This is a genomic window from Streptomyces chengmaiensis (assembly GCF_029846775.1).
Lineage (GTDB): Bacteria > Actinomycetota > Actinomycetes > Streptomycetales > Streptomycetaceae > Streptomyces > Streptomyces chengmaiensis.
Map to the genome: position 1 here is coordinate 131,720 of NZ_JARWBG010000001.1, position 24,947 is coordinate 156,666.

At 69.9% G+C, this 24,947-nt stretch carries 26 protein-coding genes; 13 read left to right on the forward strand and 13 right to left on the reverse strand.

Features of this window, described 5'->3' with window-relative positions; all coding sequences use genetic code 11:
• Positions 1–29: 29 nt before the first annotated feature.
• The 3 genes from QCN29_RS00510 to QCN29_RS00520 all read left to right on the forward strand — a co-directional run bounded on the left by QCN29_RS00510 (position 30) and on the right by QCN29_RS00520 (position 3,872).
• Positions 30–2,255 (forward strand): ATP-binding protein, encoded by a 2,226-nt coding sequence (locus tag QCN29_RS00510; protein ID WP_279925425.1) that lies wholly within the window; start codon positions 30–32, stop codon positions 2,253–2,255.
• On the forward strand, positions 2,252–2,959 hold the full coding sequence (locus tag QCN29_RS00515; protein ID WP_279925426.1) for a response regulator: 708 nt from the start codon (positions 2,252–2,254) through the stop codon (positions 2,957–2,959). Before QCN29_RS00510 ends, QCN29_RS00515 begins: the two co-directional genes overlap by 4 nt.
• 301 nt (positions 2,960–3,260) lie before the next feature.
• Positions 3,261–3,872 carry a helix-turn-helix domain-containing protein gene (locus QCN29_RS00520; protein ID WP_279925652.1) on the forward strand — a complete coding sequence of 204 codons (612 nt, stop codon included), beginning with the start codon at positions 3,261–3,263 and terminating at the stop codon, positions 3,870–3,872.
• A gap of 42 nt (positions 3,873–3,914) precedes the next feature.
• Here the strand turns inward: QCN29_RS00520 and QCN29_RS00525 are convergent, their stop codons facing one another.
• A complete protein-coding gene (locus QCN29_RS00525) occupies positions 3,915–4,940 on the reverse strand; it encodes an ATP-dependent 6-phosphofructokinase (protein ID WP_279925427.1) in 1,026 nt (341 codons plus the stop codon).
• 381 nt (positions 4,941–5,321) lie between these two features.
• On the opposite strand from QCN29_RS00525, the gene pta reads away from it, so the two are divergent.
• From pta to pyk, 3 genes are all read left to right on the forward strand, one after another.
• Entirely contained in the window at positions 5,322–7,451 is a 2,130-nt protein-coding gene (pta, locus tag QCN29_RS00530) for a phosphate acetyltransferase (protein ID WP_279925428.1), read from the forward strand.
• Between the two features lie 40 nt (positions 7,452–7,491).
• Complete coding sequence (locus QCN29_RS00535; protein ID WP_279925429.1) at positions 7,492–8,733, forward strand: acetate kinase; 1,242 nt, start codon at positions 7,492–7,494, stop codon at positions 8,731–8,733.
• 74 nt (positions 8,734–8,807) lie between these two features.
• The gene (pyk, locus tag QCN29_RS00540) at positions 8,808–10,232 is read left to right on the forward strand and encodes a pyruvate kinase (protein ID WP_279925430.1); all 1,425 of its coding nucleotides are present in this window, start codon (positions 8,808–8,810) and stop codon (positions 10,230–10,232) included.
• A gap of 175 nt (positions 10,233–10,407) precedes the next feature.
• Here pyk and QCN29_RS00545 read toward each other — a convergent pair whose 3' ends face one another.
• Positions 10,408–10,653, reverse strand: coding sequence for a GntR family transcriptional regulator (locus tag QCN29_RS00545; protein ID WP_240137959.1), 246 nt, complete (start codon positions 10,651–10,653; stop codon positions 10,408–10,410).
• A 155-nt stretch (positions 10,654–10,808) separates the two neighbouring features.
• Between QCN29_RS00545 and QCN29_RS00550 the strand changes: the two genes are divergently transcribed.
• The 3 genes from QCN29_RS00550 to QCN29_RS00560 all read left to right on the forward strand — a co-directional run bounded on the left by QCN29_RS00550 (position 10,809) and on the right by QCN29_RS00560 (position 12,001).
• Positions 10,809–11,102, forward strand: a complete 294-nt coding sequence (locus QCN29_RS00550) for a hypothetical protein (RefSeq protein WP_279925431.1) — start codon at positions 10,809–10,811, stop codon at positions 11,100–11,102.
• Positions 11,102–11,437 carry a hypothetical protein gene (locus tag QCN29_RS00555; protein ID WP_279925432.1) on the forward strand — a complete coding sequence of 112 codons (336 nt, stop codon included), beginning with the start codon at positions 11,102–11,104 and terminating at the stop codon, positions 11,435–11,437. The genes QCN29_RS00550 and QCN29_RS00555 overlap by 1 nt, the downstream gene beginning before the upstream one ends.
• A gap of 243 nt (positions 11,438–11,680) precedes the next feature.
• On the forward strand, positions 11,681–12,001 hold the full coding sequence (locus tag QCN29_RS00560) for a hypothetical protein (protein ID WP_279925433.1): 321 nt from the start codon (positions 11,681–11,683) through the stop codon (positions 11,999–12,001).
• A 59-nt stretch (positions 12,002–12,060) separates the two neighbouring features.
• Here the strand turns inward: QCN29_RS00560 and QCN29_RS00565 are convergent, their stop codons facing one another.
• The 6 genes from QCN29_RS00565 to QCN29_RS00590 form a co-directional block, all read right to left on the reverse strand.
• Positions 12,061–12,450, reverse strand: coding sequence for a hypothetical protein (locus tag QCN29_RS00565; RefSeq protein WP_279925434.1), 390 nt, complete (start codon positions 12,448–12,450; stop codon positions 12,061–12,063).
• Between the two features lie 313 nt (positions 12,451–12,763).
• On the reverse strand, positions 12,764–13,177 hold the full coding sequence (locus QCN29_RS00570) for a hypothetical protein (protein WP_279925653.1): 414 nt from the start codon (positions 13,175–13,177) through the stop codon (positions 12,764–12,766).
• Between the two features lie 552 nt (positions 13,178–13,729).
• Positions 13,730–15,139, reverse strand: a complete 1,410-nt coding sequence (locus QCN29_RS00575) for a hypothetical protein (protein WP_279925435.1) — start codon at positions 15,137–15,139, stop codon at positions 13,730–13,732.
• Positions 15,129–15,677, reverse strand: coding sequence for a DUF6114 domain-containing protein (locus tag QCN29_RS00580; protein WP_240137954.1), 549 nt, complete (start codon positions 15,675–15,677; stop codon positions 15,129–15,131). Before QCN29_RS00580 ends, QCN29_RS00575 begins: the two co-directional genes overlap by 11 nt.
• Positions 15,678–15,831: 154 nt before the next feature.
• A complete protein-coding gene (locus tag QCN29_RS00585) occupies positions 15,832–16,470 on the reverse strand; it encodes a DUF6230 family protein (protein ID WP_279925436.1) in 639 nt (212 codons plus the stop codon).
• A 623-nt stretch (positions 16,471–17,093) separates the two neighbouring features.
• Positions 17,094–18,068 (reverse strand): tetratricopeptide repeat protein, encoded by a 975-nt coding sequence (locus QCN29_RS00590; protein ID WP_279925437.1) that lies wholly within the window; start codon positions 18,066–18,068, stop codon positions 17,094–17,096.
• A 223-nt stretch (positions 18,069–18,291) separates the two neighbouring features.
• Between QCN29_RS00590 and QCN29_RS00595 the strand changes: the two genes are divergently transcribed.
• Positions 18,292–18,909 carry a TetR/AcrR family transcriptional regulator gene (locus QCN29_RS00595; RefSeq protein ID WP_279925439.1) on the forward strand — a complete coding sequence of 206 codons (618 nt, stop codon included), beginning with the start codon at positions 18,292–18,294 and terminating at the stop codon, positions 18,907–18,909.
• On the opposite strand, the gene QCN29_RS00600 is transcribed toward QCN29_RS00595, so the two are convergent.
• The 5 genes from QCN29_RS00600 to QCN29_RS00620 all read right to left on the reverse strand — a co-directional run bounded on the left by QCN29_RS00600 (position 18,906) and on the right by QCN29_RS00620 (position 22,556).
• Positions 18,906–20,606, reverse strand: a complete 1,701-nt coding sequence (locus tag QCN29_RS00600; protein ID WP_279925440.1) for an acyl-CoA mutase large subunit family protein — start codon at positions 20,604–20,606, stop codon at positions 18,906–18,908. The two genes, QCN29_RS00595 and QCN29_RS00600, sit on opposite strands and share 4 nt — an antisense overlap.
• Before the next feature lie 80 nt (positions 20,607–20,686).
• Positions 20,687–21,019: a DUF3817 domain-containing protein gene (locus QCN29_RS00605; protein WP_240137949.1), complete on the reverse strand. Its 333-nt coding sequence runs from the start codon at positions 21,017–21,019 to the stop codon at positions 20,687–20,689.
• A 107-nt stretch (positions 21,020–21,126) separates the two neighbouring features.
• Complete coding sequence (locus tag QCN29_RS00610; protein ID WP_279925441.1) at positions 21,127–21,636, reverse strand: MarR family winged helix-turn-helix transcriptional regulator; 510 nt, start codon at positions 21,634–21,636, stop codon at positions 21,127–21,129.
• Between the two features lie 267 nt (positions 21,637–21,903).
• On the reverse strand, positions 21,904–22,197 hold the full coding sequence (locus tag QCN29_RS00615) for an MTH1187 family thiamine-binding protein (RefSeq protein ID WP_240137947.1): 294 nt from the start codon (positions 22,195–22,197) through the stop codon (positions 21,904–21,906).
• Positions 22,194–22,556 carry a DUF3817 domain-containing protein gene (locus QCN29_RS00620; protein ID WP_279925442.1) on the reverse strand — a complete coding sequence of 121 codons (363 nt, stop codon included), beginning with the start codon at positions 22,554–22,556 and terminating at the stop codon, positions 22,194–22,196. The genes QCN29_RS00615 and QCN29_RS00620 overlap by 4 nt, the downstream gene beginning before the upstream one ends.
• Positions 22,557–22,719: 163 nt before the next feature.
• On the opposite strand from QCN29_RS00620, the gene QCN29_RS00625 reads away from it, so the two are divergent.
• Genes QCN29_RS00625 through QCN29_RS00635 form a run of 3 tightly spaced genes read left to right on the forward strand, consistent with a single transcriptional unit; the run spans position 22,720 to position 24,843 of the window.
• Positions 22,720–23,358: an AIM24 family protein gene (locus tag QCN29_RS00625; protein ID WP_279925443.1), complete on the forward strand. Its 639-nt coding sequence runs from the start codon at positions 22,720–22,722 to the stop codon at positions 23,356–23,358.
• Position 23,359: 1 nt separating this feature from the next.
• Positions 23,360–24,043 (forward strand): AIM24 family protein, encoded by a 684-nt coding sequence (locus QCN29_RS00630; protein WP_279925654.1) that lies wholly within the window; start codon positions 23,360–23,362, stop codon positions 24,041–24,043.
• Positions 24,040–24,843, forward strand: coding sequence for an AIM24 family protein (locus QCN29_RS00635; protein WP_240137944.1), 804 nt, complete (start codon positions 24,040–24,042; stop codon positions 24,841–24,843). The genes QCN29_RS00630 and QCN29_RS00635 overlap by 4 nt, the downstream gene beginning before the upstream one ends.
• The last annotated feature ends 104 nt before the right edge of the window (positions 24,844–24,947 follow it).

Genomic DNA, 24,947 nt, shown 5'->3' on the forward strand with positions numbered 1-24,947 from the left:
ATGCGGAACCGGCCGGGCACACTTGCCCCATGCGCATACCTCGGCCCCGAAGCCTCGCCGGGCAGCTCTTCGCCATGCAGGCGGTGCTGGTGACGGTGATCGTCGCGGGCTGCGCGCTCTTCGCGTACGTCACCGACCGGGACCAGGCCGAGGAGGCGGCACGCCGCCAGGCCACGGCGACCGCGACGGCGGTCGCGCGCTCGCCGTCGGTCGCCGCGGCGGCCCGGCTGGCCGACCCCTCGTCCGTACTCCAGCCGTACGCGGAGGGCGTGCGCCGCGACTCCGGAGTGGACTTTGTGGTGATCATGGCGCCGGACGGCACGCGCTGGACGCACCCGGCGGCCGGGGAGATCGGCCGTACGTATCTGGGGCACATCGGCCCGGCGCTGCGCGGCGAGGTCTACAGCGAGAGCTACACCGGCACGCTCGGACGGTCGGTGCGGACAGTGGCCCCGGTGTACGGAACGGACGTCGCCAACGGAAGGGACGGAACGGGCGGGACGCATGGAACGGGCGGGACGGATAGCGCGGGCGGGACGGATGGCGCGGGCGGAACACGCGGAACGGATGGTGCGGTCGTCGGCGTCGTCAGCGCGGGCATCACGGTCCGGGCGATCAGCGAGCAGGCTCGGGAGCAGCTCACCGCGCTGCTGGCGGTCGCGGGCGGGGCGCTGGCTCTCGGCGCGGTGGGCACTTATGTCGTCAACGCCCGGCTGCGGCGGCATACGCACGGGATGAACGCGGCCGAGCTGAGCCGGATGCACGACTACCACGAGGCGGCCCTCCACGCGGTGCGCGAGGGGCTGGTGATGCTCGACGGACAGCGGCGGATCGCCCTGATCAACGACGGCGCACGGGAGCTGCTGGGGCTCGGCGAGGACGCGGTGGGGCGGCCCGTGGCGGAGCTCGGCCTGCCCGCGCCGCTGACGGGGGCGCTGCTGGCGTCCGAGCCCCGGGTGGACGAGGTGCATCCGACGGCGGACCGGGTGGTGGTGGTCTCCACCCGTCCGGTGGTCGGCGGCGAGCGGCGCGGCACCGTGGTCACACTGCGGGACCACACCGAACTGCAGGCGCTCTCCGGGGAGCTGGACTCCGAACGCGGCTTCTCCCAGGCGCTGCGTTCCCAGGCCCATGAGGCGGCCAACCGGCTGCATACGGTGGTCTCGCTGATCGAGCTGGGGCGGGTCGGCGAGGCGGTCGAGTTCGCGACGGCGGAGCTGGAGCTGGCGCAGGTGCTGACGGACCGGGTGGTCGGCGCGGTCGGCGAACCGGTGCTCGCGGCGCTGCTGCTGGGAAAGGCGGCGCAGGCGAACGAGCGCGGCGTGGAGCTGGTGCTGGCGGACGACAGCCGCATCGACGACGGTGTGCTGCCCGCGTCCCTCCCGGCGCGCGACGTGGTGACGATCCTCGGCAACCTGATCGACAACGCGGTGGACGCGGCCTCGGAGGCGGCGGACGTACACCCGGCAGCCCCGGCCCCGGAGGCCGCGGACCCGGACCCGGACCAGGCAGACCCGGACACGACGGACCCGAACACGGCAGGCCCAAACACGACGGACCCGGACCAGGCAGGCCCGAACACGGCAGGCCCGGAGGCCGCCAGCCCGGACACGGAGCACGTGACGCGCCTGCCTGGGATGCCCGTGCCGGCAGCGGACAGCGCAGAGGCGAACGTACCTGCGGTGCGCGCAGCCCTCGCTGACGCGGAGCACGCCGACAGGACGGGGCCGGGCGCGGGCCCGCGCCCGGCGGCGGCCTCGAGGGATCGGACTCGGCCTGCGGCCGGCCGGTCGACGGCTGACGACGGGCGGCCGCCACAAGCCGCTCGGCCCGACGAGCCTGCGCCCCCGGGCGCCGCGGACGAGGACGGCCGACGCCTGCGCGACCTTCCCGCGATGCCCGCGGCACGTCGGCGGGCGGTCGTGACCGTGACCGCGCGGGTCGAGGAGGACGGGCAGACGCTGCTGCTGCGGGTCGAGGACAGCGGCACCGGTGTCGATCCGGCGGATGCGGAGGAGGTGTTCCGGCGCGGCTGGTCCACCCGCGGCGCGGACCGCGGGCTGGGTCTCGCACTGGTGCGGCAGGCCGTGCGCCGCGCCCACGGCACGGTCGGGATCGCCAGGTCGGCGGACGGCGGGGCGGAGTTCACCGTACGGCTCCCCCTCCACGCCCCGGAGCCCGCGCCCGGCGACCGGACGACCACCGTGGAGCCCGCGCCCGGCGACGCGACGACCGTTGCGGGGGCACGCGTATGACCGCCCCCGCTCCCCGCCCCGCCGGACCGGTGCGCGTGCTCGTCGTCGAGGACGACCCCGTGGCCGCAGACGCGCACGCGCTCTATGTGCGCCGGGTCGACGGCTTCGAGGTCGCCGGGGTGGCGCATTCGCGCGCGGAGGCCGTGCGCGCGCTGGAGCGCACCCGCGTCGACCTGCTGCTCCTCGACCTCTATCTGCCGGACGGGCACGGGCTGCGGCTCGTACGGTCCCTGCGCGCGGGCGGACATCACGCGGACGTCATCGCCGTCACGTCCGCCCGCGATCTGGGGGTCGTCCGCGAGGGCGTGTCCCTGGGGGTGGTGCAGTACGTGCTGAAGCCGTTCACGTTCGCCACACTGCGCGACCGGCTCGCCCGGTACGCCGAGTTCCGTGCCGCGGCGGGCGAGGCCAGCGGTCAGGAGGAGGTGGATCGGGCATTGGCCGCGCTGCGCGCGACGCCGCAGAGCATCGGCCTGCCCAAGGGGCTCAGCGGCCCGACCCTGGAGGCGGTGACGCTGACGCTGCGCGGGGCGGAGGGCGGGTTGACGGCGGCGGAGGCGGGCGCGGCCGTCGGCATCTCCCGGATCACGGCGCGCCGCTATCTGGAGCATCTGGTGTCCGCCGGGCGGGCCGAACGCAGTCCGCGGTACGGCCAGATCGGCCGCCCCGAACTGCAGTACCGCTGGCTGCCGTCGGCCTCCTGACCGTGCCGCGGGCACGGGCCCCGCTCCTCTCCCGTCCGTCCCCGACCGCTCCAGTCCGTTCCCGACCGCTCCGGACCGCTCCCGTCCGTCCCCGACCACCCCCGACCGCTCCGGAACCGGCCGGTAATCCCATTGCCGGGAGTCACCGGGCGATCACCTAAGAGCTTCCTACGACATGTGGCCTTGGGGGAACGGACCGTAGTCGCGGGTGTTCCTCCACCCCTAGCTTGTGCCCGTGCAGCACCGCTCTTCGCCTCCGTTCAACGCCTCCGCCGCGCGCCGACTGCGCGAGGCGCTCGGCATGCATCCCGGCCATGTGGCCTACGGCCTCCACGCCCAGTACGGACTCCAGATCAGTCCGGAGACGGTCGCGGCGTGGGAGCGCGGTCTGGCCGTGCCCCGGCCGCATGAGCTGTCGGCGCTCGCGGGGGTGCTGTGGTGCTCACCGGGCGAACTGCTCGCGCAGGCCACGACCTTGCGCGAGCACCGCATGGCCCGCGGGCTGGCCACCGACGAACTGGCCCGGCGCGTCGGCGTGGACGCGTCCGCGTATCTGAAGATGGAGGAGTCGGGCCGCTGGCGCGGCAATGCGCGGCAGACCGCCGCCCTGGCGGACGCCCTCCAGCTCGGCCCGCGCGCGCTGCTGACGGTCACGGGCCGCGACGAGGACCTGGCGACGCTGCTGCGCGACGCGGTTGCCGCGCGCTGGCAGCCGTACGTCCGGCCGGTGGGCAAGCTGCTGCCGCTGGAGCGGGATCTGCTGGAGGGAGTGCTGGAGCAGTTGCACTCCGACTACCAGTCGCGGATGGTGGCGACGCTCAGCTGGGGCGACACGGCCCATGACACGGCGGAGCCCGGCCGGGACTTCCTGGACCGGATCGTGGACCACTTCTGGGAGCTGGCGGACGGATAGGCCCGCCCGTGTCTGAGCCGGGGCTCCGCCCCGGACCCCCGGTCAGAAAACGGACTCCGCCTCAAGCATCCGGTCCCCCGGCACGGTCTTCAGCCGGGTCACCGCCTCCGCCAGCGGCACCATCACGACCTCCGTGCCCCGCAGCGCCGTCATCATCCCGAAGTCGCCGCGGTGCGCGGCCTCCACCGCGTGCCAGCCGAAGCGGGTGGCGAGCACCCTGTCGTATGCGGTGGGCGTGCCGCCGCGCTGCACATGGCCGAGGATCACCGGACGGGCCTCCGTGCCGAGCCGCCTTTCCAGTTCCGCCGCGAGCCGGTTGCCGATGCCCTGGAAACGCTCGTGGCCGTACTGGTCGATCTCGCCCTTGCCGTAGTCCATGGAGCCCTCGGCCGGGTGGGCGCCCTCGGCCACGCAGATCACGGCGAACTTCTTCCCGCGGGCGAAGCGCTCCTGGACCATCTTCACCAGGTCCTCGACCTCGAAGTGCCGCTCGGGCAGGCAGATGCCGTGCGCGCCGCCCGCCATGCCGGACTCCAGGGCGATCCATCCGGCGTGCCGCCCCATCACCTCGACCACCATGACCCGCTGGTGGGACTCGGCGGTGGTCTTGAGCCGGTCGATGGCCTCCGTAGCGACCGTGACCGCGGTGTCGAAGCCGAAGGTGCGGTCGGTGGAGGAGATGTCGTTGTCGATGGTCTTCGGCACGCCGACGACGGGCATCCCGGCGTCGGACAGCAGCCGGGCCGCGCTGAGCGTGCCCTCGCCGCCGATGGGGATGAGCGCGTCGATGCCGTACTTCCCGGCCAGTTCGGCGGCGTTCTCGGCGGCTTCCGCGAGGCGGCGGCGCTCCAGGCGCGAGGAGCCGAGGATGGTGCCGCCGCGGGCGAGGATGCCGCTGACCTCGTTGAGGTCGAGCGGACGGTGGTGGCCGTCGAGCAGTCCCTTGAAACCGTCCTCGAAGCCGATGACTTCGTCTCCGTGGCCGGTCAGGGCGCGGTGCACGACCGACCGGATCACTGCGTTCAGGCCGGGGCAGTCGCCGCCTGCGGTGAGTACTCCGATGCGCATCGTGCTGTGTCTCCTGCTCGTATTGGTTCGTGTGAGCCCAGTGCGATTGTTCCATGTATGACGGGGCACTCGCGTCCTCAGCGGCTCCCCGGCAGCTCCCCGGCGACTGCCCGGCGGCTCCTCGGCGGCTCCCCCGCCACTCCGCCGCCCGAGCCCGCCGGCCACTCCGTCGGCAGCCGGCCGCCGACGGCCGACTCCGGTGCGCCGACCAGTGCGCCGACCAGTGCGCACGCCGTCGCTCGGCCCCGGCTCGCGCCGCCTTCGACCCCGATCACCCGAGGCGCGCACTAGCCAGCCGCGGAGGTATTGTCAAGGGGGCAACGGCGCCTCCGGGCATTTTTTCGACGCATGATGACGCATGAACATGACGGGAGAGCACGCGTGACCCGCAGCGTGTACGTGACCGGGATCGACCGAGGGGACGGCCGCCAGGTCGTGGAGCTGGGAGTCATGGAGCTCCTGACCCGCCAGGTGGACCGGGTGGGCGTCTTCCGCCCCCTTGTGCACGACGACCCCGATCGCATGTTCGAACTGCTGCGGGCCCGCTACCGGCTCTCCCAGGACGCGTCGACCGTGTTCGGGATGGACTACCGCGAAGCCGCCGCGCTCCAGGCCGAGAAGGGCACGGACGAGCTGGTCTCGCAGCTCGTCGAGCGCTTCCACCGGGTGGCGCGCGAGTACGAGGTGGTGCTGGTCCTCGGCACGGACTACGCCGCCACCCAGCTCCCCGACGAACTGGCGTTCAACGCCCGGCTCGCCAACGAGTTCGGCGCGTCCGTGATCCCGGTCGTCGGCGGCAAGGGGCAGGCCGCCGACCTCGTACGGGCCGAGGCCCGCAACGCCTACCGGGCGTACGAGGCGCTGGGCTGCGACATCCTCGCACTGGTGGTCAACCGGGTGGCGCCCGAGGAGCGCGAGTCGATAGCCGAACGGCTCGCGGCCCGCCTCCCCTCCCCCTGCTATGTGCTGCCCGACGACCCCGCCCTCGCCGCGCCCACGGTCGCCCAGATCACCCACACCCTGGGGGGCACGATCCTGCTCGGCGACGACTCCGGGCTCGCCCGCGATGCGCTGGACTTCGTGTTCGGCGGCGCGATGCTGCCGAACTTCCTCAACGCCCTGACCCCCGGCTGCATGGTCGTCACCCCCGGGGACCGGGCCGATCTGGTGGTCGGCGCGCTCGCCGCGCACTCCGCCGGGACCCCGCCCATCGCCGGAGTGCTGCTGACCCTCAACGAGCGGCCCAGCGAGGAGATCCTCACCCTCGCCTCCCGTCTCGCGCCCGGCACCCCCGTCATCTCCGTCGCCTCCACCAGCTTCCCGACCGCCGCCGAGCTGTTCGCGCTGGAGGGCAAGCTGAACGCGGCCACCCCGCGCAAGGCCGAGACCGCACTCGGGCTGTTCGAACGGCATGTGAACACCGGCGAGCTGCTGGAGCGGCTGGCGGTGGCCCGCAGCGGCCGGGTCACCCCGATGATGTTCGAACACGAGCTGCTGGAGCAGGCCCGCGCCGACCGCCGACGCGTCGTGCTGCCCGAGGGCACGGAGGAGCGTGTGCTGCGCGCGGCGGATGTGCTGCTGCGCCGCTCCGTCTGCGAGCTGACCCTCCTGGGCGACCCGGAGACGATCCGCAAGAAGAGCGCCGACCTGGGCATCGACCTCTCCGCCGCGCAGCTGATCGACCCGCACACCTCCGAGCTGCGGACGCGATTCGCCGAGCGGTACGCCCAGCTGCGCGCCCACAGGGGCGCGACCGTGGAGCTGGCGTACGACGTGGTCGCCGATGTGAACTACTTCGGCACGCTGATGGTGCAGGAGGGCCTGGCCGACGGCATGGTGTCGGGCTCGGTGCACTCGACGGCCGCCACCATCCGCCCCTCGTTCGAGATCATCAAGACGCGTTCGGACGCCGCGATCGTCTCGTCCGTCTTCTTCATGTGCCTGGCGGACCGGGTGCTGGTGTACGGCGACTGCGCGGTCAACCCGGACCCGGACGCCGAGCAGCTCGCCGACATCGCGATCCAGTCCGCCGCGACCGCGGCACGTTTCGGCGTCGAGCCGCGCATCGCCATGCTGTCGTACTCGACGGGCACGTCCGGCTCCGGTGCGGACGTCGACAAGGTGCGGGAGGCGACCAAGCTGGTGCGCTCCCGGCGGCCGGATCTGAAGATCGAGGGCCCGATCCAGTACGACGCGGCGGTCGAGCCGTCCGTCGCCGCGACCAAGCTCCCGGACTCCGAGGTGGCCGGCCAGGCCACCGTGCTGATCTTCCCGGACCTGAACACGGGGAACAACACCTACAAGGCGGTGCAGCGCTCGGCCGGCGCGGTGGCGGTCGGCCCGGTGCTGCAGGGCCTGCGCAAGCCGGTGAACGACCTGTCGCGCGGTGCGCTGGTCAGCGACATCGTGAACACGGTCGCGATCACGGCGATCCAGTCCCAGCCAGAGCCACAGCCGCAGTCGCAGCCGCAGTCGCAGTCGCAGTCGCAGTCGCAGCCACAATCCGCGTAACGCCGCCGGGCATCGCCGCCGCACAGAAAGCATGAAGAGCATGACGACCTCCCCTCGCCCCAGCCGCATCCTCGTCCTCAACTCGGGCTCCTCGTCGGTGAAGTACCAGCTGCTGGACGCCCGCGACGACGCCCGGCTGGCCGTCGGCCTCGTCGAACGCATCGGTGAGGAAACGTCCCGTCTGGTGCACACCCCGCTGGCGCACGAGGGCGCGGAGCGCCGGGAGCGCACCGGCCCGGTCGCCGACCACGCCTCGGCCCTGAAGGCGGTGGCGGAGGAGCTGGCCCAGGACGGTCTGGGCCTGGACTCCCCCGAGCTGGCGGCGATCGGCCACCGGGTGGTGCACGGCGGGCTGCGGTTCACCCGGCCGACGGTGATCACGGACGAGGTGCTGGCGGAGATCGAGCGGCTGGTCCCCGTCGCCCCGCTGCACAATCCGGCGAACATCACCGGCATCCGCACGGCGCAGGCGCTGCGCCCGGACCTGCCGCAGGTGGCGGTGTTCGACACGGCCTTCCACACGACCATGCCGGAGTCGGCGGCCCGGTACGCGATCGACGTGGAGACGGCGGACGCACACCGCATCCGGCGGTACGGCTTCCACGGCACCTCGCACGCCTATGTGTCCCGCCGTACGGCCGAGCTGCTGGGCAAGGACCCCTCCGAGGTGAACGTCATCGTGCTGCACCTGGGCAACGGGGCTTCGGCGTCGGCGGTGCGGGGCGGGGTGTGCGTGGACACCTCCATGGGGCTGACGCCTCTGGAGGGGCTGGTGATGGGGACGCGGTCCGGGGACCTGGACCCGGCCGTCATCTTCCATCTGCACCGGGTCGCCGGCATGTCGGTCGACGAGATCGATGCGCTGCTGAACAAGAAGAGCGGCTTGGTCGGGCTGTGCGGCGACAACGACATGCGGGAGATCCGGCGGCGGATCGACGAGGGCGACGAGCGGGCGCGGCTCGCCTTCGACATCTACGTCCACCGGCTGAAGAAGTACCTCGGCGCGTACTACGCGGTGCTCGGCCGGGTGGACGCGGTGGCGTTCACGGCCGGGGTCGGTGAGAACGCGGCCCCGGTGCGGGAAGCTGCGATCGCGGGCCTGGAGGAGCTGGGCGTGGCGGTGGACGCCGAGCTCAACGCCGTACGGTCCGATGAGCCGCGGATCATTTCGCCGTCGTACGCGCGCGTGGCGGTCGCCGTGGTCCCGACGGACGAGGAACTGGAGATCGCCCACCAGACGTTCGCCGTGGTCAACGGCGCCACTGAAGAACTGAACAACTGAGCGACCCCCTGCCCATTTGTATCTTCCACCAGACGGAATATTCCGCCTAGAAACAAACCGATAGGATGCGCCGTATGCGCCGTTCCAAAATCGTCTGCACACTGGGCCCCGCCGTCGACTCTTACGAGCAGCTGAAAGCGCTCATCGAGGCCGGCATGAACGTGGCCCGTTTCAATATGAGCCACGGGACCCACGCTGAGCACGAGGAGCGGTACGTCCGCCTGCGCAAGGCGTGCGAGGACACCGGCCGCGCCGTTGGCGTGCTCGCCGACCTCCAGGGCCCCAAGATCCGCCTGGAGACCTTCGCCGAGGGCCCGGTCGAACTCATCCGCGGTGACGAGTTCACCATCACCACGGAGGACGTCGCCGGCGACAAGTCCATCTGCGGCACCACATACAAGGGCCTGCCGGGGGACGTCTCCAAGGGCGACCAGGTCCTGATCAACGACGGCAACGTCGAGCTGCGGGTCGTCGAGGTCGACGGCCCACGGGTGAAGACCATCGTCGTCGAGGGCGGCGTGATCTCCGACCACAAGGGCATCAACCTGCCCGGCGCGGCGGTCAACGTCCCGGCCCTGTCCGAGAAGGACGTCGAGGATCTCCGCTTCGCGCTGCGCATGGGCTGCGACCTGGTGGCGCTGTCCTTCGTGCGGAACGCCGACGACGTCAACGACGTCCACAAGGTGATGGACCAGGAGGGCCGCCGGGTCCCGGTCATCGCCAAGGTGGAGAAGCCGCAGGCCGTCGCCAATATGCAGGACGTCGTAATGGCGTTCGACGGTGTGATGGTGGCCCGCGGCGACCTGGCCGTCGAGTATCCGCTCGAGAAGGTCCCGATGGTCCAGAAGCGCCTCATCGAGCTGTGCCGCCGGAACGCCAAGCCGGTGATCGTCGCCACCCAGATGATGGAGTCGATGATCACCAACTCCCGCCCGACCCGCGCGGAGGCCTCCGACGTGGCCAACGCGATCCTGGACGGCGCGGACGCGGTGATGCTCTCCGCGGAGTCCTCGGTCGGCGCGTACCCGATCGAGACGGTCAAGACCATGTCGAAGATCGTCTCCGCCGCCGAGGAGGAGCTGCTCTCCAAGGGCCTCCAGCCCCTGGTCCCCGGCAAGAAGCCGCGCACCCAGGGCGGCTCGGTCGCCCGCGCGGCCTGCGAGATCGCCGACTTCCTCAGCGGCAAGGCCCTGGTCGCCTTCACCAAGTCCGGCGACACGGCCCGCCGCCTGTGCCGCTACCGCACGACCCAGCCGATCCTGGCCTTCACCACGGACGCCTCCACCCGCAACCAGCTCACCCTGAGCTGGGGCGTGGAGTCCTTCGTCGTCCCGCACGTCGACAACACCGACGCCATGGTCGACCTGGTCGACGCCGAGCTGCTGAAGCTCCAGCGCTACGGCAAGGACGACACCATGATCATCACCGCGGGCTCCCCTCCGGGCATCCCCGGCACCACGAACATGGTCCGCGTCCACCACCTGGGCGGCGGCCGCTAGTTCCGTCCCCTTTGCTGCGGCCGTGGGCCGCACCCCGTCTGCCACGGGGTGCGGCCCACGGCCGCTTCACGTCTCCTTGAGCCGCCGTGTCAGCGCAAGCCCCTCGGCGATCGCATCGTCGGATCCGGGGTCGCAGCGCGTCAGCACATGCCCCCGATAGATGGCCGACGCCGCGTCAGCCAGCTCCATCCTCAGACCGCTCGGCGACGAACGATCCCATGCCAGGGGTCGTTGTGATCAGCCCCTCTTCGCGAAGCGCTGCCGTGGCCTTTCGAACGGTCATCCGTGCAACACCGAACTCCCGCTCAATCTGCACCTCAGAGAGCAGGTGTCGCGGTGGATACTCCCCTGTCGCGATTCGATCCCGGATGAGGTCAGCGATCTGCGTCCATTTGGGCCGGGTCGGGTCAAACTCGATCACGACAGTGACTGTACGTAGTAACACCCAGTCGAACATAGACATGCCTGTCTATCCCTACCCGTAGACAGATACAGGCTAGCTTGGATCACCAAGAAACCCTGGCGAGGTGAGTAGACCTCCCAGGGCGTGGCCAACGCTGACAAGGAGCGTCGACAGTGCTCGACTTTATCCGCACCCTTGCCCTGTGGGCGAGAGTCACACTCGCACGGCATCCGCGTACACCACAGCTCGAACCCGCCACCTCCCCGCACCGGGTCCCTGCAATCGACCTTCCCGCGCACCGCTCGCCGTACGGGCTCGACGGACCACTGAACGGCAACGCCACCCCCCTGGTCCGCCCCTACGTACGCGCCCAGGAGCAGCGGGAGCGGCGATTCGCTCTCGTACTCGCCGCAGACTTCGGCGTCGACCTCGACACCCACCTCATCGGCGCACCGGGAGCCGCCTGATGACCGCGAGCAGCGAGCCCGCCGCCTGTGACGCCTGCGGATCGCACCGGGCACCGATGACAGTGGTGACCACCGACGCCACCGGCCACGTGGTCCACCGGCAGATCTGCACGGGATGTGCGCGCGACCTTCCCCCGGTGCGCATGTGCGTACGCTGCCAGGCCTTCACCACCGCCCCCGTTCTCGTCTCCGAGGTACACGCGGGCTCCGGCCCCGGCTTCAACGTGTACGCCTGCGCACCATGCGCACCCCTGTGCCCGACGCCGCCCGATGCCGCAGAGCTGTTGGAGGTCGGCTTCCGTGAACGAGCCGACGAAGGCAAGCGGCCGCGGTAGGCGGGCGCTTCGGGACGTCCTGGGTGGCGCACGCCTGCATCGGTGCGCCACCCAGGGGTTCAGGCGCGGTGCTCCACAAACCCCAGGGCAACCAGGCCTCCCCCTACGGCCACGAGCGACGGGACTCGCATTACCGCGCTCGCCACCATGAGCAGGGCGCCGGCTCCCAGGAGCCTGGGGTGACGGACCCGCTGCTGGAGCCTGCGGCCCGGCATACGGCCCAGGAGCAGCGCATGAATCCCTATGACGGCCCCGGTCAAGAGCAGGGTGAAGTACGCCAGCCCGATCGCCAACACCACGATGCCTCAGGTCGTCGGGCGTGAAGTCCCCGAACCGCTCGGACTGATCGGGAACCGCTCGTACTGGACCTCGACCGTTATCCGGACGGGAAGGCGGGCTGCCGTGTTCGCTCAGGTTCCAGTGCAGCGCTTGCACGCCCAGCACACGAACTTCGCCGTGCTGTGCGCCTCGTTCTCCAGTACCTCACACCGCATTGCGGGCCGAGATAGCGACCAGGGGCGGGCGGCGGGCTACGCCGCTGCCCGCCGCGCCCTGGTGGCATGAGCAGGGGCCGTCCCCGGTGCGAGTCACCGGGAACAGCCCCTTCTCGTGGGCACCTCCGGTCAGGAGCCGCTGAGGTGACGCTCGATGGTCGGACCGGTCATGGTGACGACGACGGCCTTCTCCTGCGCTTCGGGGGGAAGGTGGGCCCGGTCCTCCTCCTCACGGAGAATCATCGGCATGTCCGTCGGGGTCACACTCGCCTCAAGGCGGCCCACCAGCTGGGCCAGGACGTCGAAGAACTGGCCGGGTGGGAAACGGTTGACGGCGACGCAGACCTCGCTGACATCCACGTCGACCTCGTGGCCGTCGGCCGTCCGGATCAGCACACCGTTCATGAGATCCTCGTCGGCGGTGACGATGTAGGGACCCAGGGCTTCCCGTACGAGTTCCATGTCGAGGGGCTCCGGTTCACCGTTCCGATAGCGGAGCACGAATAGCATGCGACTCATGGTTGGACCCTCACCGGCTTCCTTCTGGGACGATCAGGGTGAGGCCTTCCGAAGAAATGAACAGGCGACGTGTGACGTTACGTAATGTCTGCGGTGATCGTGCAGTCACCCACGTGGATGATGGGGTTGCAGTTGTCCTTGTCGACGTTCGTCTCGCTCGACGGGCGGCCTTCCCGACTTCGATGGATCGGGAGGCCGCCCGTCTGTCAATTCCAGGTCGGAGGACCACAGACCCGAGGTGCCGGGAAGAGTCCGGCGGCGCTATACGGGATGAGCACGCATCACGCCTGGGGTGGCTGCGGCCGACAGACGGTCAGCCGACCTGCCCCCATTCCGCCGGGAAGTCCGGCGGCCAGGGCTCACGCGGGTCGTACAACGCCTCCCGCTCACCCATCAGCTCATACTCCGCCTCCCGCCAGCTCGGATTGCTGCCGACGACGAAGCTGCCGCCTTCTCGCTCCAGCATCCAGGTGTAGACGGCGTCCTGCGGCTGAATGCCATGCCGTTCGCTGAGCATGCCGAACTCGGCGGCGGTCGCTCGTCGGATGTGGAGCCCGTTCTCGTAGTAGGGCTTGAGGAGCATCAGGCCTACATGCCCGATATAGACCTCGATCATCGTCGTGGTCCGGTCCACCAGCGTGGCCTCACTGGTCAGAAAGAGCTGCCGGTGCGAGGGGACGAACCCGCTGACTCTGAAGAGCCGCCCCTCCCGGATGAAATCTGTCATGACCGCCATCTTCTCCTCACCGGGTACCGGCTCTCCGCTGGAATACTTGAAGCGCTGCGGGTGGACCCGTACGACCTCGCCCCCGTCGTTGGTCATGTGCCACTCGATGGACTTCCAGGTGTGCTGCTCCAGCCGGACCGCCAGTTTGTCCGACTGTTGCGCAGCCAATGAAGTCGCCGAGAAGGATGTCGATCGGGTCGATGCCCGAGTTGAACTCGATCATCGCCAGCGTGTAGCTGAGCCGTTCGGTTCTGGCCTTGAACGCCTCGGGCCGAGGTAGACCATATCGGCCTTTGGGCAGCTACCCGTGCAGGACTCCGACGGGGCCAGGCAGATGAACAGGTCGACGTGTGACGTGTACGTGATGCCTGCCATCACTCATGGGCATGACAGCAGGAGCCTCGACGCCCAGGCCACCCTCCCCCTCGGCACGAAACGAGTCTGACCCCGCCGTTCATATGGCGAGGCCAGTAACTCGAGATCTGCGTGATTCTTTCCGATGCCCGGGTACTGCTTGAGACAGGGCCCGTCACCACAAAGGCTGTTGAGGTGTCAGGTGTTCCCGCCGGTGACGAAGTTCCGCAGACCCGGGACGGTCAGCGTGCCGCCGAACTGGCCCGCCTGGGTGACCTTCACATTGGTGAAGAAGGCGAAGGGGACATTCAGCGGAGGCGGAGAGTCCGGGCTGAAGGTGATCGGGATGATGCCGAACAGGTTGCCCTTCAGCTCTTCCGTGTACATCGTCACGGTGCCCTTGCGGATGGTCGAGGTGGACCCCTTGGCCGCCTGGACATGGGCGGTGGTTCCCTGGGGGTAGACCACCAGCTGGTGCAGGTCCTTGATGTCGATGCTGGTCGCGGTGAACTTCAGGACCTTCTTGATCTTTCCGCTGCTGGTCTTCACCTCGACGATTCCGTGGTAGTCGAGGCCGTTCAGCGTGAGCAGCGAGCTCTCCAGGATCCAGGGGTCGTCCGGGAGCAGCGGGATGCCGGGTTCCAGTTGGGCGTTGGCCAGGGCTTCCGGGTCGGAGGTCGGGCAGGGGAAGCGCGGTTTGGCGCCGTCCGGGATGTCCTCGTCCTTCTTGGGGTCAAGCCCCTTGACGTCCTCGTCAAGCTCTTCCACCGTGGCGCCGACCTTGTCGGCGGCGTCCTTGATGGCGGTCTTGGCCTTGTCCGCCGCCTCGTCCTCGGCCGCATCGTCCTCGGCCGCATCGTCTTCGGCCGGCTTGTCCGCGGCCGGCTTGTCCGCGGCCTTGGGCTCTGTCTTCTCCTCCGTGGCGGCGGGCTTCTTCTCAGCAGGCTGCTGATCCTCAGCGGGCTGGGTCGTCTCGGCAGCGCTCGACGTGGGAGTGGGCGTCGGCGTGGACGTCTGCGTCGGTTCCTCGTCCGGGCCGTCGAACAGGTCCTTGATCGCGTCCCCGAGGCCCAGCGGGTCCAGCGGGTTCTTGGACTCGGTGGGTTCCGGCTCCGGCTCCTGTTCCGGCTCGCTCGTGGAGGGTGCGGCCGGGGCCTCGGGGGGCTGGGCCTCCGCCGCTTGCTGCTTGCCGGCGTCCGGGGTGGAGGCGTCCGACGGACTCGCGCCCGGCTTCGGCTCGTCCTCGCCCTTGTCCTCCTCCGCGGGTGTGGGGTCCGGCTTCTCGGAGGGCTCGGCCGACGGGCTCTGCGAGGGGGTCTCCGACGGTGTCGGCGACGTCGGCTCCTCGGTCTCCTCCGGCTCGTCCGAGCGGGTCACGCACGGGCCGGGCGCGAAGGGGATCTCCTTGTCGTCGGCGAGTGCCAGCTTGGGGGTAAGCCCCATGCCCACGAAGACGGCGGTGGGCATCGCCGCCAGGGCGAGTGCCTTGCTGGCAGGCAGCTGAAGCTTGGTCAGAAGTGACTTCCTCGGGGCCGCGTGGCGCGGCCCCTTCCTCACCGGGGCCGAACTGCCGTCAGCTGCGCTCAGCTGTGTTTCATCACCCCGCACTGTTCCTCCCGCCGTTGGCGTGGGCAGTCGTTTCGGTCTCGTTCGGGACGGGCTCCTCGGTGACGGCGGACGGCATGGCGTCCGCCTCGCCTTCGGGAGCCGCAGCCTGCTCCGGCTCGGCGTCGCCGGCCGGCTTCGCCGGCTTGCCGGGAGCCCAGGAGATGGAGAGAGCACCGCCGAGCAGGGAGAACAGGAAGCCGATGAAGAAGCCGCCGAGGTTTGACACGGGAATGGACACCAGTGCGAGCACAATGGCGGCGACACCCGCGAACACCCGGACGACCGAGTGGAACCACATCGTCAGGCCGAGCGTGAACAGCAGTACGCCGATGATCAGCGATCCCGCGCCACCGGTGGTGGACATCGCGAGGGTGAGATTGCCGAGGTGGAGATTGGCGTACGGGAAGTAGGCGATCGGCACACCGCCGAACAGAGTGAACAGTCCGGCCCAGAACGGCCGGGTGCCACGCCAGTTACGGAAGCGCCGCCGAATGACTCGGAGGAAGTGCTCGTTCTGTCCGGGTGCCTCGGCGCTCATGGAAAACAGCTCCCTGGAAACGGTGGTGCTCTATGTCGTGCTGAAGAGAGGTACTGCGTGGGGTGGAGCGGGCGGGGCGCCGTGGGGCCGCCCCCCGCCCGTCCGGACGTGCTGGGGGGACGTACGAGATGTGATTCCCGTCAGTCCCGAAGTGCTAGAAGCACTCCTTGGTGCCCTTGTGCAGGCGCAGGGAGAGACCGCTGAGCTTGAACGTGCCGGCGGTGGTGGCCCACGCCTTCTGCTCCACGTTCTTCAGCACCGCCTTCTCGGCGCGCTGAGAGAAGCCGTGCGGGTTGACCTTGGCCTCGGTGCCGGGCTGAATGCCCGGGTTCTTCAGATCGCCGGCGGCGACGCCGATGTCGATGTTCGAGAACTCTGCGTCAGCGTCGAGCTGAGAGACATCGAGGTAGATGTCCTTGGCGTACACCCGGTCGTGCCCCGGGGTGCCGGCCCTCAGCTCCAGGCTGACATTGCCGATGAAGGGCACATTGGGGGTGACGACCGACTGACACATGTCGGTGATGTAGGCCTCTTTGAAGCCCGACACGCCAACCGGCTCGGCGAACGGCTTGCCCTCCAGGGTCTTGCCGTTGGCGATGCTGCCGTACTGGACGAAGTTGTAGCCCTCGAGTTCCTTCGCCTTGACCTTGAACTCCTGGCCGGAGACGCTGAACGACGCCGCAAGCGCCCCCTGTGCCAGGCCGATGCCTATCGCAGCCGTTGCGGCCACGCTGGGCACCATGACAAGGGCGAACCGCTTCCATCTGGTTCCGCCACGAGCCACAGATTCCATGACTTTCCTCCTTCTCGGACGTACATCTCCGGTCCGGATCCAGCGGATCCGTCCTGGGATGGGAGAAGTGCTACGTCCTCGGGAAGGAGAGCGCCCGTACTTTCCGGCGCGTACCGCGTCCGAAACAACCGGCGATCACCCCCGAGCGACAACCACTGGCTGCGCCTGATGCGCTGTTCGCGCGCAACTTGCGCAACCCGCCGGACAGGCCCTGCCGTTCGGGCAGGAACCCCCCTGTCCGCGGCCGGCGTCGATGCGGCGTCGGCCGGCTCGGTGGGGACCCAAGCCGCGGCACGGCTGGGGGCCGGGCTGGTGCGGTGTTGGACCGAGCGTGGCCGATCGTGGTCCATTCACGGCTGCCGCACAAGGGGTTCGTTACTCACTAGTAACGGCCCGATAACCGCGCCACGACCGACCGGCGCGATGCGGGCACGCAGGGTTCCTCACGACTACGCGCCAGAAGGGGTGAATACCGCCAATAATCGGACAGAAGAAGGCGGTTGATTTACTCGCAGTAACAGCGGCCGCGTTTACCAAGTTTTGGTAAAGCGCGGCCGCTGCAGGTCACTGTGTCGCCAAATCGGCAGAGGCCGACGGCACCGCGGCGGGCATGACCCGTTACATCAGAACAGCACCCTCGCGAGCGCCGAACGCGCCGCCGTCACCCGCGGATCCTCCGCGCCGACGACCTCGAAGAGCTCCAGCAGCCGCAGCCGGGCCGTGTCGCGGTCCTCCCCCGCCGTGCGGCGCACCGTCTCGACGAGGCGGCCGAAGGCGTCCTCGACATGGCCGCCGACCAGATCGAGGTCGGCCGCCCGGACCTGGGCGGACACATCGGCCGGGTCGTCGGCGGCCTCCTTGCGCACCTGCTGCGGGTCCATGCCCTGGACCCTGCGCAGCAGTTCGGCCTGGGCCAGGCCCAGCTTGGCCTCCGTGTTGCCCGGGTCGTCCGACAGCACGTTCTTGTACGCCTGGACCGCGCCGCCGAAGTCACCCGCGTCCAGCGCCTGGACCGCCGCGGCCAGCGCGGCGTCATACGGACCGGCGGGGGCGGGAGCGGCGGCGCCCGCGGGCTCGCCCTCCGCCTCCGGGTCGACGGCAATGCCGGTCAGGCCGAAGCGCTGCTCGGCGACCTGGATCAGCTGGTCCAGGGTCTGGCGGATCTGCGCCTCGGGCGCGGCGCCCTGGAAGAGCGGCAGCGCCTGTCCCGCCACCACGGCGAAGACGGCCGGGATGCCCTGGATCCCGAACTGCTGCATCAGCATCTGGTTGGCGTCGACGTCGATCTTGGCCAGCACGAACCGGCCGTTGTACTCCGCGGCCAGGCGCTCCAGCAGCGGGCTGAGCTGCTTGCAGGGTTCGCACCACTCGGCCCAGAAGTCGATGACGACCGGGACTTCGGCGGAACGCTGGAGGACGTCGCCCTCAAAGCCCGCCTCGTCGACGTCGATCACCAGGCTGGAGGGGGCCACGGCGCCGCCGCCGCCCTGGCGCGCGGCCTCCGCGCGGGCCTGCTCCGCCTTGGCCTTGGCCTCTCCGGCCGCCTTCACCGCGGCGAGGTCGACGACGCCGCTCATGGACATGTTCCTAGGCTGCATGAGTACATCCTCCCCCCTCCGCGCGCGCATATGAAAAACGCTGGTCATCGCGGTCATCGGCGTCGGTCCCCACCGACGCCCGTGGTTGTCGCTCCGGCCTGCCAGCCTTTCGCTACGCGTCGTAGCGTAACTGGGGTGGCCGACGGTTCATAGAGGGCCTGTTCGACCGCGGGCGGTGAAGTCGGTCACAGCGCATTGCCTACCGGCCGGTATGGTCACCGTCATGCCGCAGCACACCCGTACCGGACGCCCGCGCAGCGTCGCCGCCGACGCAGCGATCCTCCAGGCGACCAGAGCCGCGCTCGTCGAGCTGGGCTGGTCGAAGCTGACGATGGGGGATGTGGCCGCACGGGCCGGGGTGGCCAAGACGACGCTCTACCGACGCTGGGCGAACAAGAACGAGATGGTTGTCGACGCCGTCGCCGTCCTCTTCGACGAGCTGGAACTCCCCGACCGCGGAAGTCTGCTCGCGGATGTGGAAGGCGTGGTGCTCCAGTTCGCCGCCCTGCTGAACCGGCCCGAGGCCAAGACCGCGCTGATGGCCGTGGTCGCGGAGTCCACCCGCGACGACGCGCTGCGCGAGCGGGTGCGGTCCGCCCTCGTGGACCGGCAGAAGCGGCTGGTGGTGACCGGACGCGAACGCGCCCAAGCGCGCGGGGAGCTGCCGTACGAGGACGACCCCTGCGAGGCGTCCCGCACCACGGACCTGATCTTCGACGTGGTGGCCGGGGCGGTCGTCCACCGGGCGCTGGTCAGCGCGGAGCCGGTGGACGAGGAGTGGGCGCGGCGGTTCACCAGGCTCCTGGTGTCGGGGCTCGGGTCCCTCCAGGACAGTCCCTAGAAGCCCGCGGGCTCCGTGTACGTCCCCCACTCGTCCCGCAGCGCATCGCAGATCTCGCCGAGCGTCGCCTCCGCGCGCACCGCGTCGAGCATCGGCTCGATCATGTTCCCGCCGTCGCGCGCCGCGGAGAGCATCGCCTCCAGCGAGGCGCGCACCGCCGTGTCGTCGCGGGCCGTCTTGCGGTCCGCGAGCACCCTGACCTGCTCGCGCTCCACCTCATGGCTGACCCGCAGGATCTCCAGATCGCCGGTGACCGAGCCATGGTGGACGTTGACGCCGACGACCCTCTTGTCGCCCTTCTCCAGCGCCTGCTGGTAGCGGAAGGCGGATTCGGCGATCTCGCCGGTGAACCAGCCGTCCTCGATGCCGCGCAGGATGCCGGAGGTCACGGGTCCGATGGGGTGCCTGCCGTCCGGGTGGGCGCGCAGGCCGCGTTCCTTTATCTGGTCGAAGATCTTCTCGGCGTCGGCCTCGATCCGGTCGGTGAGCTGCTCCACGTACCAGGAGCCGCCGAGCGGGTCGGCCACATTGGCCACACCCGTCTCCTCCATCAGCACCTGCTGGGTGCGCAGCGCGATCTCCGCGGCCTGCTCGCTCGGCAGGGCGAGGGTCTCGTCCAGGGCGTTGGTGTGGAGGGAGTTGGTGCCGCCCAGGACCGCGGAGAGGGCCTCGACGGCCGTCCGCACGACGTTGTTGTACGGCTGCTGGGCGGTCAGCGAGACGCCCGCCGTCTGGGTGTGGAAGCGCAGCCACTGGGCCTTGTCGCTCTTCGCGCCGTAGACGTCGCGCATCCAGCGCGCCCAGATGCGGCGCGCGGCCCGGAACTTGGCGATCTCCTCGAAGAAGTCGAGGTGCGCGTCGAAGAAGAAGGACAGGCCGGGGGCGAAGACGTCGACGTCCAGGCCGCGGGAGAGGCCGAGCTCCACATAGCCGAAGCCGTCGGCGAGCGTGTACGCCAGCTCCTGGGCGGCCGTCGCGCCCGCCTCGCGGATGTGGTAGCCGGAGACGGAGAGCGGCTTGTACGCAGGGATCTGGGCGGCGCAGTGCTCCATCAGATCGCCGATGAGCCGCAGATGGGGCTCCGGCTGGAAGAGCCACTCCTTCTGGGCGATGTACTCCTTGAAGATGTCCGTCTGCAGCGTGCCGTTGAGGACGCGGGGGTCGATGCCCTGGCGCTCCGCGGCCACCAGGTACATGCAGAAGACCGGCACGGCGGGGCCGGAGATGGTCATCGAGGTGGTGACGTCGCCCAGCGGGATGTCCCGGAACAGGATCTCCATGTCGGCGGCCGAGTCGATGGCGACGCCGCAGTGGCCGACCTCGCCCAGGGAGCGCGGGTCGTCGGAGTCGCGGCCCATGAGGGTGGGCATGTCGAAGGCGACGGAGAGCCCGCCGCCGCCCGCGGCAAGGATCATCTTGTACCGCTCGTTCGTCTGCTCGGCGTTGCCGAAGCCGGCGAACTGCCGGATGGTCCAGGTGCGGCCGCGGTAGCCGGTGGGGTGGAGGCCGCGGGTGAAGGGGTACTCCCCCGGCCAGCCGATCCGCTCGAAGCCCTCGTAGGAGTCTCCGGCGCGCGGGCCGTACACCGGGTCCACGGGATCGCCGGAGAGCGTGGTGAAGTCCGCGTCCCGCTTCTTTGCGGCGTCATAGCGGGCCTGCCAGCGGCGGCGGCCCTCCTCGATGGCGTGAGCGTCCATGCTTCAAATTTACTAGGACGTCCTACTAAATGTCGATGGCAAAACGCGGGTCTTGCCCGGCAAGCCGAAAAAGAGAGCGTCTACGCCTCGGCCGGCGCCGCCTCCGCCTCCGTCTGCGCCAGCTGGGCGCGCACCTCGCGGGTGATCCTGGGCTCGACGAAGAAGGACGCCACGGGAATGCAGCCCGCGGCCAGCACCCACAGCAGCTTGCCGAACGGCCACTTCGCCTTGGAGCCCAGATCGAAGGCGAAGACCACATAGACGATGAAGAGCACGCCGTGGATCTGGGAGATCAGCATGGTGTCGCCGGTGTCGAACCCGTACTTGGCGATGATCGCCACGGTGAAGACCAGCAGCCATACGGCGGTGACGTACGCCATCACCCGGTAGCGCGACAGCACATTCGACTTCATGGCCCCGAGCGTATCCGGACGCAAAGGGCGATCTTCGCTCGGGGCGGGCTCCGGCCCGGGCCACGGCCACGGCCGCCACCACGGCCGGTGACCGCGGCCCCAGGGGGCTACGCCTCCTCGAAGTCCTGCGCCGCCACCCGCAGCGGGCGCAGCATCGCGAAGATCTCCGCGCACTCCTCGGTGTCGTACACGCCGAGCCCGAAGTCCATCGCCATCAGATCGCGGGTGGCCGCCTCCACCACCCCGCGGCCCTTGTCCGTGATGGACGCCAGCGTGCCCCGGCCGTCGTTGGGGTTGGGGCGCTTGGCGACCAGACCCGACTTCACCAGCCGGTCCACCGTGTTGGTCACCGACGTCGGATGGACCATCAGCCGCTCGCCGATCTTGGACATCGGCAGCTCGCCCGCCTTGGAGAAGGTCAGCAGCACCAGCGCCTCATAGCGGGCGAAGGTCAGCCCGTACGGCTTGACGACCGCGTCGACCTCGGCGAGCAGGATCTGGTGGGCGCGCATGATCGAGGTGATCGCGGCCATGGAGGGGACGGGGCCCCAGCGCTGCCGCCAGAGTTCGTCGGCGCGGGCGATGGGATCGAAGGGGAGGCTGAGCGGCTTGGACACGGCTCCGACCTTACCCACGGGCCATATGGCGGTCAGCCCCGTCTCGCCCATCGGTCGGCGCGCATGTCGACCGCATACGACGGCTCCGTATGTGCCGCCCGTCGCCGCCCCCTGGCCGCGGTCCGCCCGGACAGCGACGCCGCCGCCGGTTCGAGCAGCGGCAGGCACAGGGGCGGACCCGAGGCCCTCGCCGACGGCGGGCACGTCCGGGACGCAGACGGAGCGCCGACGCCGGTCGGCCAGGCGGGCGGTTCCGCCGTAACGGGTTCACCGGGACAGATGCCGCTCCACGGTCTCGACCTTGGAGGTCAGTCCGTCCGCGACGCCGGGCCTGATGTCAGCCTTGAGGACGACGGAGACGCGCGGGGCGCGGGCCTCGACGGCCGCGACGGCGCGCTTGACGACGTCCATCACCTCGTCCCAGTCGCCTTCCACGGAGGTGAACATGGCGTCGGTGCGGTTGGGCAGTCCGGACTCGCGGACGACGCGGACCGCGTCGGCGACGTACTCCCCCACGTCCTCGCCGACGCCCAGCGGAGTGACCGAGAAGGCGACGATCATGCGTTGACCGCTCCCTCGCGGCCCTCCCGCTGCTCGCGGTCGGCGCGGGCGGCGACGACCGCGGCCTCGGCCTCACGCTTGAGCTTCCGCTCGGCGAGGAAGCCGCCGAAGGGCAGCACGGAGAGGACGAAGTAGAGCGCGGCGGTCTTCAGCTCCCACCTGGTGCGGTTCCAGGCGTCCAGCCAGAACAGGACGTAGAGGAGGAAGAGCACGCCGTGGATGGCGCCCATCACCGGGACCGCATTGAACTCCGTCGTCCGCTTGAGCACGGAGCAGACGAGCAGCACGAGGAAGGAGACGGCTTCCGGCGCGGAGACGAGCCGGAGGCGGTGCAGGGAGGAGGCGGTCTTGATGTCCACGGGGCACCTTCGATGGGAGGTCGGTCTGGGGGCGGCACTGATCTTGTGAATGGATGCACAAGCCCAGGCCATTGTGGCACCGGGCTTTCCCGGATTTTTACCCGGGTCCTTCTCCTCCCCAAGGACCCTGGCCGCCCACCGGGCCACCGGCTAACGTCACCCCGTGGCAACGTTCCGACTGCAAGGCAGCAAGGTGCTCGCCGTCGACATGGCCGGCGACGCCGTCAAGGCGAAGAACGGCTCGATGGTCGCGTACGACGGCCAGATGGCCTTCAAGAAACTGACCGGCGGCGGTGAGGGCATCCGCGGGATGGTCACCCGCCGACTGACCGGCGAGCAGATGACCATGATGGAAGTGAAGGGGCAGGGCACCTGCTACTTCGCCGACCGGGCCTCCGAGATCAGCCTGGTCGGCCTGCGCGGCGAGAAGCTCTATGTCGAGTCCAGCAATCTGCTCTGCACGGACGGCGGGCTGCGCACCGGCACCAGCTTCACCGGGCTGCGCGGCGGGGTGACGGGCAACGGCCTGTTCACCACGACCGTGGAGGGCACGGGACAGGCGGCGATCATGTCGGACGGCGAGGCGGTCGTGCTCCGGGTGACTCCGCAGTACCCGCTCTCCGTGGACCCCGGCGCATATATCGCGCACCAAGGCGAGCTGCGCCAGGAGTTCCAGTCCGGGGTGAACTTCCGGACCTTCATCGGCGAGGGCTCGGGCGAGGCGTTCCAGATCCGCTTCGAGGGCGACGGGCTCGTCTACGTACAGCCAAGCGAGCGCAACACGATCGGCGGTGACGTCTGAGATGCCCTTCCGTGAGATCAACTCCAAGATGGTCGAGGCCACGGTGAACCCGGGGCAGCGGATGTTCAGCCAGCGCGGCGCGATGCTCGCCTACAACGGGGACGTGACCTTCACCCCGAACATCACCGGCGGGCAGGGCGGGGTGATGTCGATGATCGGCCGCCGGGTGGCCAATGAGGCGACCCCGCTGATGACGGTGGAAGTTCCCCTCGGGCCTGGCGGCCCTGGGGAGACCCCATGCGGCACCGTGATGTTCGGCCATGGCGGGCATCACATCCAGGTGATCAACCTCTCCGGCGACACCCTGTACGTGGAGGCGGACCGGCTGCTCGCCTTCGACGGGACGCTGGAGCAGGGGACGATGTTCATGGGCTCGCAGGGCGGGGTGATGGGCATGGTCCGCGGCCAGGTGACCGGGCAGGGCCTGTTCACCACGACGCTCAGGGGCCATGGCGCGGTCGCTGTGATGGCGCACGGCGGGGTGATCGAGCTGCCGATCACACCCGGCCGGCCGGTGCACGTCGACCCGCAGGCGTATGTCGCCCACCACGGGGATGTGCGGAACAAGCTCTCTGCCGCGCTGGGCTGGCGGGACATGGTGGGGCGCGGCTCGGGCGAGGCGTTCCAGCTGGAGCTGAGCGGCAGCGGTGCGGTGTATGTCCAGGCGTCGGAGGAGAAACTGTGAGCACGCCCGTCGTTTTCGACCCGATGACGCTGCCGAGCGACGACAACGTCAACTCCTACACCTTCTGCGTGGAGCTGAAGAGCTCCCAGTGGTTTCTGCAGAAGGGGAAGATGATCGCCTACTACGGGCGGATCGACTTCAACGGAATCGGCCACGGCCGACTGGACCGGCTGATGCGGACGTCGTTCCATTCGCCGCTGCACGCGAGCGACTGGGTGGTGGCCGAGGGCAGCGGCAAGATGCTGCTCGCCGACCGGGCCTTCGATGTCAACTCCTACGATCTGGACGACGGGAATCTGACGATCCGGGCCGGGAACCTGCTGGCGTACCAGCCCTCGCTGGCGCTCAAGCAGTCGATCGTCCCGGGGTTTCTGACGCTGATCGGCACGGGCAAGTTCGTAGCCGCGTCCAACGGGCCCGTGGTCTTCATGGAGCCGCCGATCCGGGTGGACCCGCAGGCCCTGGTCGGGTGGGCGGACTGCCCCTCGCCCTGCCACCATTACGATCACGGCTATATGTCGGGAGTGCTGGGCGGCGTGCGCGCACTGACCGGGATCGGCGGCACGTCCGGCGAGGAGCACCAGTTCGACTTCGTCGGGGCGGGCACGGTGCTGCTGCAGTCGAGCGAGGCGCTGCTGCCGGATCAGGCCACGGGCGCGGTCCCGCATGAGCCGGGGGTTCCCGGTGGCGGCCACGGGTCGCACGGGGCGCACGGCGGGGCCGGGGCGGGAGGACATCATGGTTCGACACCGCGTCTTCCCGGTCAGCTCGGGGACCTCCAGCGTCGCTTCGGCCTGTGAGCGGTAGTCTGCGGAGTGTGACGTCGAACGTGTGCACCCTTATCGCGGTATCGGGGGTCTCGGGGGACAAGCCGGGGTGCCGGGCGTCGCACCTCCTCACTTCG